Annotated in this window: 10 protein-coding genes and 1 pseudogene; 6 read left to right on the top strand and 5 right to left on the bottom strand. The window is 69.4% G+C overall.

The window, feature by feature from the left end:
• The coding region (locus tag ACYC1Z_RS11425; protein ID WP_461409652.1) for a cytochrome c oxidase subunit I at nucleotides 1–758 on the top strand (758 nt) is incomplete at its 5' end.
• A 144-nt stretch (nucleotides 759–902) separates the two neighbouring features.
• Here ACYC1Z_RS11425 and ACYC1Z_RS11420 read toward each other — a convergent pair.
• Nucleotides 903–2,009, bottom strand: a complete 1,107-nt coding sequence (locus ACYC1Z_RS11420; protein WP_461409651.1) for a carboxylate-amine ligase — start codon at nucleotides 2,007–2,009, stop codon at nucleotides 903–905.
• Nucleotides 2,010–2,162: 153 nt separating this feature from the next.
• Here ACYC1Z_RS11420 and ACYC1Z_RS11415 point away from each other — a divergent pair, with 153 nt between their 5' ends.
• The 4 genes from ACYC1Z_RS11415 to ACYC1Z_RS11400 are packed head-to-tail and all read left to right on the top strand — an operon-like array spanning nucleotide 2,163 to nucleotide 4,110.
• A complete protein-coding gene (locus ACYC1Z_RS11415) occupies nucleotides 2,163–2,876 on the top strand; it encodes an arsenate reductase/protein-tyrosine-phosphatase family protein (RefSeq protein ID WP_461409650.1) in 714 nt (237 codons plus the stop codon).
• Between the two features lie 15 nt (nucleotides 2,877–2,891).
• Nucleotides 2,892–3,302, top strand: a complete 411-nt coding sequence (locus ACYC1Z_RS11410; RefSeq protein WP_461409649.1) for an arsenate reductase ArsC — start codon at nucleotides 2,892–2,894, stop codon at nucleotides 3,300–3,302.
• Nucleotides 3,303–3,316: 14 nt separating this feature from the next.
• Entirely contained in the window at nucleotides 3,317–3,439 is a 123-nt protein-coding gene (locus tag ACYC1Z_RS11405; protein ID WP_461409648.1) for a thioredoxin family protein, read from the top strand.
• Nucleotides 3,440–3,465: 26 nt separating this feature from the next.
• Nucleotides 3,466–4,110: an arsenate reductase ArsC gene (locus tag ACYC1Z_RS11400; protein ID WP_461409647.1), complete on the top strand. Its 645-nt coding sequence runs from the start codon at nucleotides 3,466–3,468 to the stop codon at nucleotides 4,108–4,110.
• A gap of 46 nt (nucleotides 4,111–4,156) precedes the next feature.
• Here the strand turns inward: ACYC1Z_RS11400 and ACYC1Z_RS11395 are convergent, their stop codons facing one another.
• Complete coding sequence (locus ACYC1Z_RS11395) at nucleotides 4,157–6,217, bottom strand: thioredoxin domain-containing protein (RefSeq protein ID WP_461409646.1); 2,061 nt, start codon at nucleotides 6,215–6,217, stop codon at nucleotides 4,157–4,159.
• Nucleotides 6,218–6,343: 126 nt separating this feature from the next.
• On the opposite strand from ACYC1Z_RS11395, the gene ACYC1Z_RS11390 reads away from it, so the two are divergent.
• On the top strand, nucleotides 6,344–7,750 hold the full coding sequence (locus tag ACYC1Z_RS11390) for a hypothetical protein (RefSeq protein WP_461409645.1): 1,407 nt from the start codon (nucleotides 6,344–6,346) through the stop codon (nucleotides 7,748–7,750).
• A gap of 8 nt (nucleotides 7,751–7,758) precedes the next feature.
• Here ACYC1Z_RS11390 and ACYC1Z_RS11385 read toward each other — a convergent pair whose 3' ends face one another.
• The 3 genes and pseudogenes from ACYC1Z_RS11385 to ACYC1Z_RS11375 all read right to left on the bottom strand — a co-directional run.
• The gene (locus ACYC1Z_RS11385; RefSeq protein ID WP_461409644.1) at nucleotides 7,759–9,333 is read right to left on the bottom strand and encodes a hypothetical protein; all 1,575 of its coding nucleotides are present in this window, start codon (nucleotides 9,331–9,333) and stop codon (nucleotides 7,759–7,761) included.
• Between the two features lie 250 nt (nucleotides 9,334–9,583).
• Nucleotides 9,584–10,123: pseudogene (locus ACYC1Z_RS11380) on the bottom strand (restriction endonuclease); the annotation flags it as partial.
• Between the two features lie 35 nt (nucleotides 10,124–10,158).
• Nucleotides 10,159–11,935 (bottom strand): putative transposase (locus ACYC1Z_RS11375; RefSeq protein ID WP_461409643.1); only part of this gene is annotated, 1,777 nt, incomplete at its 5' end.

The following is an 11,935-nucleotide window of genomic DNA, read 5'->3' as shown; positions in this document are numbered from 1 at the left end:
TCGGCACGATGTGGCGCGGGAAGATCACCTTCGAGACCCCCATGCTCTTCAGCCTGGGCTTCATGGTGACGTTCCTGTTCGGTGGGCTGACCGGCGTCATCCTGTCCAGCCCGGCCATGAACTTCCAGGTGCAGGACACCTACTTCGTCGTGGCCCACTTCCACTACGTCGTCTTCGGCACGGTGGTGTTCGCGATGTACTCGGGCTTCTACTTCTGGTGGCCCAAGTGGACCGGTCGCATGCTCGACGAGCGGCTCGGCAAACTGAACTTCTGGTTGCTGTTCATCGGCTTCCACACCACGTTCCTGGTCCAGCACTGGCTGGGCGTGCAGGGCGCGCCGCGTCGCTACGCGGACTACCTGCCCGAGGACGGCTTCCAGCTCTACAACCAGATCTCCACGGTGGGGGCGTTCATCCTCGGCTTGTCGACGCTGCCGTTCCTGTACAACGTCTACAAGACCCAGCGCGGGCCGCGCACGGTGTTCGTGGACGACCCGTGGGGTTTCGGCAACTCTCTGGAGTGGGCGACCGCCTCGCCGGTCCCGCGGTACAACTTCACCTCGTTGCCGCGGATCCGCTCCGAGCGGCCGGCATTCGACCTGCACCACCCCGAAGTCTCCGCCATGGACCACCCGGAACCGAACCGCGACGTCCTCGACGCGGCGTACGCCGGCCCGGGGGTCACCGGAGCGTCCGGCGTCACCGCCGAGCGCTCCGCGCGCAAGCACCGCGCAGAGGGTGACGGTTCGTCGACCTAGCCGCCCCTCCCGCTCCCCACTGTGGTGAGGATCTGCTGGTGTATGACCAGCAAATCCTCACCACAGTCCTCGCGGAAGACGTCATGTGCGGGGGGCGGACGACCTCATGTCTCCTCGCCGGCCGTCACGTCTCCTCGCCGGTTGTCAACTCTCCTCGCCGGCCGTCACGCGCACCGCATCGGCGACCACGGCGGCCAGCCGGCCGGTACGCTCGAGCACCGCTCGCTGGCGGTCGGCACCGTTGCCGCGGGTGAGCACCAGCTCGACGCCGGCCTCCACCACCGCCTCGTCCCCGCACGCGCGCAGCGCCGGCCGCACGTGTTCGACCAGCGTCGCCACGACCTGTCCCGCGGGACGTGGCCGCCCGGTGCGCGGGTCGAGCAACCTGCCGCCGATGCCCGCGCGCGAGGCCTGCCAGTCCGCCATCCGCAGGAGGTCCACAGGGATGGGAGTGGGTGCCTCGCCGGCACCCCACTCCTGGGCCGCGGTCGTGACGAGCGCCCGGCAGAGCCCGGCGGCGACGACCGCGTCCGCGACGTCCTGGCACACGTCGGCCACGCGGATCTCCACCGTGGGGTGGTGGTGCGAGGCGCGGGCGTCGAAGTAGAACATGCCCGCGTCGAGCAGTGTCTCGCTCGCGAGCAGGGCCGCGATCCGGGAGTCGTACGCCTGGGCCGAGCCGAAGATCTCGGTGGGGCCTGCCGAGGGCCACCGCGCCTGGGCCTGGATGCGGAAACTCGCGTAGGAGGTGTCGCGGCCCTGCCAGAACGGTGAGTTGGCGCTCAGTGCGATCAGTACGGGCAGCCAGGACCTGATGTGGTCGAGCACGCCGACCGCCTCCTCGTGGGAGGCGACGGAGACGTGTACGTGGCATCCACACGTGAGGTTCTCCCTGGCCGTCAGCCCGAACCGTTCGACCATCGTGCGGTAGCGGAGGGTGTCCATCGCGCGCGGGACCACCGGGAGCGGACAGGTGGCCAGAGCCGCGACCTGCGCCCCGGCCCGGCCGGCCGCGGCGATGGCGGTGCGCCGCCCGGTTCGGAGATCCTCGCCGAGGCGGTCCAGCTCGGTGTGCGGCGCCGTGTGCGTCTCGACCTGCTGCTGCTGGAGTTCTTTGTCCAGCAGACCGACCGCATCCTGGGTGGCGCCCTCTGTGCCGGCCCGGTTGAGCACCTGGTGAGCGGCCGGCAGCGCCCGCCCGCTCACGCGGTCGACAAGAAGCAGCTCCTCCTCGACGCCGACTGTGCGCACGGTGCCAGTGTGTGCTCCGTAGGCGTGTCCGGCACCCGGCAGAGGTTGTCCGTGTCAGCCCGCCCGCGACGAGTGAGCTGCACCAGTACGCCCGCCGAACTCGTCAGGCAGCGGTCCTTGACATACCGAGGTACCTCAGCAAACATTGAGACAATGAGTGCTGAGCGAAGTGAGGAGCTGCAGCGCCGGGTGGCCCTGCACGCGGCCCTGGCCGACGCAGCCCGGCTGCGGATCGTGGACGCCCTCACCCTGGGCGACGCTTCCCCGTCGGAGCTCGCCGAGGTCGTCGGCGCCCCGTCGAACCTGCTGGCCCACCACCTCAAGGTCCTCGAGCAGGCCGGCTTCGTGGTCCGCACCCGCTCGGAGGGAGATGGGCGCCGCACCTACGTCCGGCTCGTGCCCGGTGCGCTGGACGGGCTGGCCACCCCGCGAACCCGGCAGGTACCCCGAGTGCTGTTCGTGTGCACCGCCAACTCCGCGCGCTCGCACCTCGGGGCGGCCTTGTGGCGGCGGGCCAGCGACATCCCCGCTGCGTCGGCCGGTACGCACCCGGGTCGGCGCATCGCGCCGGGGGCGCTCGACGTCGCCCGCCGGCACGCCCTCGAGCTCCCGCTGATCGAGCCCCGCCACGTCAACGAGATCCACCGCCGCGGCGACCTCGTCGTCACGGTGTGCGACCGCGCTCACGAGGAGCTCGACATCGAGGTCGACCTGCACTGGTCCGTTCCCGACCCGCTGCCGGCCGCCACCCCCGACGCCTTCGAGCGCGCCCTCGACGAGCTCGGCCGTCGGGTCGCAGACCTTGCCCCCCGCCTGGCCCCGCTCACCCGTCCCGCCTGGGCCATGGCACCCGCCACGGCCCGCTGACCTCCGAGGAGACCCATGTCCGACCGCCCCAGCGTGCTGTTCGTCTGTGTCCACAACGCCGGCCGTTCCCAGATGGCCGCCGCCTGGCTGGCCCACCTCGCCGGTGGCGCCATCGAGGTCCGCTCCGCCGGGTCGGCCCCGGCGGACCAGGTGAACCCCTCCGCCGTCGAGGCCATGGCCGAGGTCGGCATCGACATCGCCGCCGAGCAGCCCAAGGTGCTGACCACCGAGGCCGTGAAGGAGTCCGACGTGGTCATCACCATGGGTTGCGGTGACGCGTGCCCGATCTTCCCCGGCAAGCGCTACGAGGACTGGGAGCTGGAGGACCCGGCGGGCAAGAGCGTCGAGGGCGTCCGGCCGGTGCGCGACGAGATCAAGGGCCGCGTCGAGGCGCTCATCGCCGGCCTCATCCCCGCGAACGCCTGATCCCGGAGAGCGTCGTGAGGTACGGCGTCGTCTCCATCCCGACCTTCCATCACTACCGAGGTGGTGAGCTGGTCGCCTCCCTCGTCGGCGCGAAGACGAAGGAGGGGTTCCTGGCCGAGCTCGGCCCCCACCGCTAGGCACCGCACCGCCATCCGGAGGAACGATGAACACCAAGGAGTTGCCGGGGCTGCTCAGCTCGGACCACATCCTCAAGGGGATCGCCGAGGAGCTCGCCGTCCGGTTCAGCGGCGTCTTCGCGGCCGAGACCGTCGAGCGGTACGTGTTCGAGTCGTACACGGCGCTGGCCCGGACCGCACGGGTGACACCGCACCTGCCGTCCCTGACCGCCAAGTTCGCCGCGGACCGGCTCACCGCCCTCGCGCAGTCCCGGGGGCGACACCCGCACGACGTGCCCGAGGTGCTGTTCGTGTGCATCCAGAACGCGGGCCGCTCGCAGATGGCCGCCGCGCTGCTCGACCACCATGCCGCCGGCCGCGTCCACGTCCGGTCGGCGGGCTCGATGCCGAGCGAGCACGTGCACCCGGCCGCGGTCGACGCGATGGCCGAGCTCGGCATCGACCTCGGCCGGGAGTTCCCCAAGCCGCTGACGGACGACGTCGTCCGGGCCGCCGACGTCGTGATCACCATGGGCTGTGGGGATGCGTGCCCGATCTACCCGGGCAAGCGGTACGAGGACTGGGAGATCGTCGACCCGGCAGACGCCTCGTCGGAGGAGGCTCGGCGCATCCGCGACCAGATCGACGCCCATGTCATGCGCCTGCTCAAGGAACTGACCGACCCGGAGTGACCAGGCTGCGACGGATGGTCATCGCGCGACCGGCCGGGGCCGGTGATCATCGGCGCGTGAGCATCGCCCGGAGCTGCTCCGGCGACGTCACCGGCATCTCGCACACGAAGCCGCGGCACACGTACGCCGCCGCTCGGCCGTCGACCAGGGGACGCTCGGCCAGCAGCGGCACACCGGGCTCGTCGGGCCGACCGACGGCGAGGACCAGTCCCGGGGACGTACCGGCCCGGGCCACCGCCACGAGACGGGCGGTGGCGTCGACCTGGGGAGCTGCCCCTCCCTCGTCATCGACAGTCGGACGGCGGCCTCGGCCCCTGGCCGCCAGGGCGACCTCGGGACCCGGCGGCCCCACCACGGCTACCTGCACCGGTCCCGCCACCGCCGCCTCGGCCACCGCCAGGACCCACCCGGCGAACCGGGGCTCGGAGCGGGCGAGCTCGCCCGCCGCGGCGAGGGCGGCGTCGGCGTCCGCGCGGTGGCGCGTCGACCCGGTGAGGGCGGCGAAGGTGACCAGTGCTCCGGCCAGCGCCGACTGCCCGGACGGCTCGGCGTTGTCGCCACCGGTCCGCGGCCGCGCCACGAGCCGTTCGGCATCATCGGCGACGTCGAAGAACCCGCCCGCCCCGTCGGCGAAGTGCGCCAGCGCGACGTCGAGCAGCTCACCCGCCGTGGTGAGCCAGCGGACCTCGCCGGTGGCCTGGTGCAGGGCGAGCAACCCCTCGGCGAGGTTCCCGTGGTCGTCCGCGACGCCGTCGGCGGGCCCGACGGCACCGTCACGCGAGACCCGCCGCAGCCGGCCGTCCACCAGGTGCGTGCCGACGACGTGCTCGGCGCAGGCGCGGGCGGCCGCGACGTAGCGATCCACGCCGAGCAGCGCACCGGCCTCCGCCAGGGCGGCGATCGCCAGCCCGTTCCAGGAGGTGACGACCTTGTCGTCGCGCCCCGGCTGCGGCCGCGCGGCTCGTGCCGCGAGCAGGGTGGCGCGGGTCCGCGCCCACCAGGCGCCGTCGTCGGGATCGGTGAGGAGCTGGAGCGTGGAGCTGCCGTGCTCGAACGTGCCCTCGGCGGTGACGGCGAGGAGCGCGGCAGCCCGGGCGCCGTCGTCGGGTCCGAGGACCTCGATGAGCTGGGCCCGCGTCCACGCGTAGGTGAGCCCCTCGATGCCGACGGCGTCGGCGTCGAGAGAGGAAGCGAACGCCCCCTCGGGGGTGGCGAGGTCGCGCAACAGGAAGTCCGCCGTCTCCCGCGCCACGCGCTCGGCGAGCGCGGAGCCGTGAGCCCGGTAGAGGTGCAGGTAGACCCGCAGCAACTGGGCGTTGTCGTAGAGCATCTTCTCGAAGTGGGGGACCACCCATGCGGCGTCGACGGAGTACCGGGCGAACCCGCCCGCGAGCTGGTCGTAGACGCCGCCGCGGGCCATGGCCTCGCACGTCTTGTCGACCATCTCGAGCGATGCCTGCTCGCCGGTTCGGGCGTGGTGGCGCAGCAGGAACTCGAGCACCATCGACGGCGGGAACTTCGGTGCGTGGCCGAAGCCGCCGTGGACGGGGTCGAAGCCCTGTGCGAGGCGCCCGGCCGCGTGGTCGAGTGCGGCGGCGTCGAGCGCGGTGGGGCGGCCCGCCGCGACGTCAGCGGCGAGGAACGCGGTGATCCGCCCGCTCGAGGCGCGGATCTCCTCGCGCCGGTCCCGCCAGGCCTCGGTGACCCCGGCCAGCAGCGAGAGGAACTGCGCGCGCGGGAAGTACGTGCCGCAGAAGAACGGCTCGCCGTCCGGTGCGAGGAAACAGGTCATCGGCCAACCGCCCTGGCCGGTCATGGCGGTGGTGGCGCGCATGTAGACGGCGTCGACGTCCGGCCGTTCCTCCCGGTCCACCTTCACGGGCACGAAGCCCGCGTTGACCACCGCCGCGACGGCGTCGTCCTCGAAGGACTCATGCGCCATCACGTGGCACCAGTGGCAGGCGGCGTACCCGACGGACAGCAGAACTGGTGCATCACGGCGCCTCGCCTCGGCAAAGGCTGCCGGGCCCCACTCCCACCAATCCACTGGATTGTCGGCATGTTGGAGCAAATACGGACTCGTTGCCGATGCGAGGCGGTTGGCCATTCCTGTGACTCCTGACGAGTGGCACGTGCATCACTTTCTCTTGTGTGATGCACGAGAGTGATGCACGATGGATCTGCAACGGGCCGCCCTGCGGGGCCCGGTGTCACCAGCCTAGGAGGCGGTCTCGTGGCCACACGCTCTCAACCGAAGCTGCTGGCTCAGGGCAAGCCGCGCACGCTCGGCGGCAGCTCGCGGCCGTGGCGGGTGCGGCTCTACGCCCCCGGCTCGGGCAGCAACAAGTACCAGGTCTACTTCCGGGCGCCGGACGGCGAAGGTGAACCGTGGAAGAGGGTGCTCCGCCGTGCCGCGTCTGAAGAGGAAGCGCGCAAGATCTTCGCCCAGGCCGAGGCCGCGCTCGACACCGAGCAAGCGATGCCGGTCGGCGCCGACGTCCGGGCATCGCGCACGATCCGCATGCTCGGCGAGGAGTACCTCAAGGACAGCATCGACCGGGGCAAACAGCCCCGGACGATGGAGCAGCGCATCTCGCGGCTCAACGCACACATCCTCCCCACCGTCGGCGACGTACCGGTGACGAAGTGGCGGGTCGAGCACAGCCGCAAGGTGATGGAGAAGGGGTCGAAGACGCTCTTCTCCCAACGTGGCCGCGAGGACCTGCGCGGCCAGCTCTCCGCGATGCGCAAACTCGCGTGGCGCTTGGGCTGGCTTGACCGCAGCATCGACCCGCTGGACGGCTTGGAGATCGGGCGAGCCAACGTGTTGCACGGAGCGACGGCGCAGTACGTCGACCCGCGCCTGCGCCCGGAGACTCGCCAGGTGAAGGCGATGGCGGCTGCGGCCGACGAGCTGTGCGGGCCCGACGGCACGGACCCGCAGATGACCCGCCTTCCCCTGCTTGGCACCAAGATCCGCGTGGCCGGCTTCGGCGGCCTTCGGCTCGGTGAGCAGAACGCGCTCCGCGCGATCGACGTCTTCTTCGACCGCGGCTACGTCCACGTGAACGGCTCCTGGATCACCCCGCGCGGCCAGGCCGGGTTCCGTGGCCCGGTGAAGAACCACACCCTCCACGAGGTGCCGCTGCCGAAGTCCCTGATGCGAGAGGAACTTCTGCCGCGAGTCAAGGAAGTGCTCGGACTTCCCGCCGGCGCCTCGCTCCAGCAGGTCGTCAACGCGCAGGAAACCGAACGGCAACGTCGAGCGTCACTGGCGACGCAGGAGAAGGACAAGAACCTCGCATGGTGGAACTACCCCGTCCCACCCGAGGACGAGCTCTGGTTGTTCATCGACACCGTCACCGGCCTGCCGGTCAAGCCCGAACTGCACAACGACCGCTGGCACCGCGTCCGCGCCTGGGTCGACGAGAACGACCCCCACAACGCCTGGCCCCGCACCATCGTCTACCGCAACCTCCGCCACCACGCCGCAACGAGGTGGTTCCACGACGAGCTCGGTGAGCCGTGGGAGGTCGTAGCCCAGTACCTCGGCGACAAGCTCACGACGGTCCTCAACCACTACGTCCGCGCCGGAGAGGACGCCCTCCGCGACTCAGTCAGCAAGTTGGCCGACCATTAAGACGACCTTCACAGGCCATAGAGCTTGAGACCTACGTGGTCCACGATGAAGCGCTCATCCTCGGAATCCATCGCGAAGTACACACGGCCAACCTCGTTCGGAGATGTGTGGTCGCCCAGCTTGAGGTGGGGCTCGCGACTGTAGGTCTTGCCGTCGAAAGTGAATCGGTCGAGCCTGTTCTTGCTCATGTACTTGTCCGTTGACGCCAGCGTGAGCTCCCACTCCTGCCTGAACCAGTCGTCCGGGAGCATGCCCAACTGGCATCCAAGACGCCTGTACTCGATGGCTGCCTTCGTCAAGGCGATCAGCGCATCGCGCATAGCGTCGATATGCGGATAGTCGTCGCGCTTCCAAGACTGGTGCGCGTCACGGGTGAATACGATAGCTCCTTGGCCCTGCTTCTCCAGGAATGATGTCAGGTCGGCAAGGTCGGCCGAGTCTAGATCCGGTGCTTCTGCCCAATCAGTCACCCGCAGTCCGCTGGACTGGCGAGCACGCTGGGCCTCTTGCCTCCAGTAGGCGGCTTGTGCCGCCTGTGCCTTGTAGCTGTCCCGTTCTTCTTCGACTTGCCTAAACCACGAGCCGTACTGATCGACTTCCTGCTGCAGTTCCTCGATGACTCGGGTCTGCGCTTCAAGCTCCCTGGAGAGGTCCCCCTGCGACTTGGCGGCTGCGAGGTCGGCGGCGATCTGTCTGTTGCGCTCAGTTCGCTGTGCAACCTCCGCCCTGCGGAGGAGTTGGTTTACGCCGCGAACCGTCACGGAGACAGAACTCAACATCCGCAGGAGCCGGCCCGGCGCGAACTGTGCCTGATCAGCTGTGAATACCGGATGCCGGAGCGACAGGTCCGGCCAGACGAGGCGTGCGCCGGCCCGCGGAATGGGTGCCTCGATTTCGTCCAGCCGGTCAGCGAGTAGGCGCTGTGACCGAGCATCGACCGCTAGGACCGGGGCGAGTCCCGCAAGTTCACCCGCCGCCTTGTGGGCGAGCCGTTCACCCTTCTCGTCGCTCCCGTCGACGAGAAGGATCGGTAGCAGACGCCCTTCCGCTGAGAGCGCCTCCCACACGAAGTCGGCCTGTTGTGGGTTGACCCAGTTGAATCGGCCGTCGACGTTGCTCGGTCCGGACCAGCACTGAAGTTCGCGATCCCGGAGAAGCAGGGCGAGTAGGTACGGCCGCCTGAAGAAGTCGATGCCCACCGGCGCCAAGACACCATCCAGGGACTCCCGGCCCAATTCAAGCCGTACGACTGTCCTGCCATCTTCAGTGAACACGGTGACCATGCAGATGAAGTCCGCACGACCGCTTCGCGTGATCTCGGTCCTCACCGTGACGATTAGTGCGCTTACATCGTGAGTGCCTTCGTTAGACCAAGAAACGCGACTGTCACTCCTGTCTTCCCGCTTACTGACGAGGGTGGCACTGCCGTCGGCGGAGAAGGCGTCAGGCTCAAGTGCCGGCGAGTGCTCGAAGCTGAGCCACTCGGCAAGGTGGCCCTTGACCCGGTCACGTGCATCTGCAGGCGTCAAGTCGGAGCCATCCCGTGGCCGCACCTCGAGCTCAACCACGTACAAGAGTTCCATTACTCGGTCCTTTCCCGAATCGCCACCCCGACGCTAGCAGCGAGCCCCGACATCCACTGGATTCACCGGAGTACCTTCCCTGACCGGACTGGAGGCCAGGTCCCGCCAGCCCCGGCACGAGTTCATGCCGGTGACGTCGACCTGCGGACGCTGTCAGGTAGGAACGTGGCCGCCGATCTGCCAACCGATAGCGATAGCGCTGAGCACGAGTGCGAAGACCGAGAATGCGAGCGATGCCCACTCCCCTCGATCACGCTTCTTTCGCGATCACGGTGTCGTACAGGCCGTAGTGAGTTGAGCCCTCGTGGCTCTCGATCCCGGTATACGACAAGGACGCGTCCTCATAACGGCGGAACGCGAAGACGGCCTGGTTCATGTGCGCGCTGTTGAAGACGTTGAGTGAGACAAGCAGGTTGAAGTCGTCAACAGTCAGGCCCGTGACGACCTTGAACAGGTCGGGCTCTAGTTTGGTGATGACGTCCTTAAGGGTGTTTTCACGGAAATCGGTGAGGTACATGAACGAGGGAATCCGGGTGGCAAACTTGATCAACTTCTCCTGGATCTGCTTCCGCTTCGACTTGTACTCCTTCTCCTCCTCAGTGAGTTCCTTCTTCTCCTTGAGCGTGACGTCGTCGCCCTTCTCCTTCTTGGTGGCCTTGACCTTCTCGCTCTTATTGATGACGGTCTCGAAGATGTCGGATCCAAGCGCGCGGAAGCCCTCGATGTTCATGATCGCAGCCATCGCCTTGGGGTCGGCCATGATCCGCTTGAGTGTGTCGTTGTCGACGTCAGGACTCCTGACATGTGGTGAAAGTTTGTGTGGGGTCAGGCCTGGTTCTTGATCTGATAGCGCAGGGTGAGGTCGGTGCCGGGGTAGGTCGTGGCGGTGGCGGTGAGGTGTTGGCAGAGCTGGGCGATCGCGGTGGTCTCCCGGGCGGTGGGGAGGGGGTCGAGGCGGATCGTCAGGGTGGCGGCGCTCGGGTCGGGGAGGATGTCCCCGGAGCTGGTCAGGGCCTGGCGGGTCAGGGTGAAGGCTTCCTGGTCGGCGCGGGCGTAGCCGGTGTTGATGCGGATGTCGCGGGCGATCGCGGTGATGGTGTTGAACGCGGCGATCTTGATGGCGTGGTGGATCAGTTTGGTCTCGGTGTCTAGGACCTGCTGGCCGGGGGCGAGGTCACCCAGGCGGACCCGGGCCGGAACACCGGTGTGCTCGGCACGGGCGGCGGCGAGGTCGTCCTCGGCGGTGTGCCAGGAGGCGGTCAGGGCGTTGTGGGCCGGGTTGGTGATGGTGACCTCGTGTTGGCCCGGGCCTGGGGTACGGGCGGCGAGCAGGGCGGCCTCGGCGCGGGCCTTCTCCCGCTCGAGCCTGGCGTAGGTGTTCTGGACGACCTGGTGGGCGCGGCGCTTGGCCGGGTTGGGGACAGTGCGGTCGGGGTCGTCGGCGGTGGCCGTGTAGGAGTCGTGGGAGTCCAGGCCCAGGTGCAGGCGGGCGTAGCGGAAGTAGTTCTCCTGGCGCCACCGCGAACCCATCCGGTACATCACCTCCCCGGCCGTCAGGTCGGTGCGGGTCGTGAGCACGTGGACCTGTTTCGCCGGGTCCTTCGTGGTGTCCAGGCGGGTGACCTGCCGGAGCGTGAACTGCCCGCCGCCCGTGACGGGCAGGTCGACCATCGTGTCCGCGAGGATCCAGGTGTGCTGCCGCCCCGTCTCGTCCACGAACACCGCCTCGGTGAACTCCTCGACCGGTAGGTCCTGGGCGGGGCCCTTGCGCCAGGTCAGCACGTCGAACCCCGCCTGGTGCATGTGGGCGAACAGAGCCGGGGACCACCCGCCGCGGTCGAACCCGACCAGGACCCGCCGCTCGTCCCCGACCGCCCTGCGCAGCTCGGGCAGCAGGGCGCGTAGCTCCATCGCGAGTGACGCACCTGGCTGGGCCATCACGACCAGGACCGGATCCCCGGCGGCGTCACTGACCCAGGTCTCCACGGTCGCGGGGGCGGGGAACCGCAGCCGGGACAGGTGGGTCTTGGCGATCTTCTTCGTGCCCTGGTAGGCACGCACGTGCCCATCGACGTACAGGACCAGCCCGACTCCGTCGTCACCGCCGGCACCGTCGCCGGCGGTGGTGTCGGGGCGGTGCAGGTGGTGGGCGGCCATAGCCGCGAGGAGGTCCCCGGCCCTGTTCTGGGCGGCGAGCTGGGCGATCTTGCGGCGGATGGTCTTGACCTCCGGGGCCCGGTCCATCCCGAGCACCCGGCCCAGGTCGGCCGGGGCGAACCGGCCCGCCCCCTCGACCCGGGGCTGGCCGGCCAGGGCCCGGAAGACTCCCTCCAGCAGCATCGTGTCCAGCCCGTAGAACCCTGGCGGAAGGCTGCCGTAGACGTCATCGGCGCAGGAGAGCAGGCCCGTGGCGCCCAGGCCGGGCAGGGCGAGCAACAGCCCCGCCAGAGGGACCCGGGCCGTCGGAGTGAACACCGGGCCCGCGGCGTCGATCAGGTGGGCCCGGGCCGCAGCCCGCTCGATGGTGCGCGGCTCCGGCTCGGCCAGAACCGGGAGAGCCTGGACGGGTGCCCCCGCCTCCCGCGGGACGAGCCCCTCATCG

It is taken from the genome of Georgenia sp. (assembly GCF_054605595.1).
Note: the sequence above shows the minus strand (reverse complement) of the source record. Positions and strands in the feature narration are given on the sequence as shown.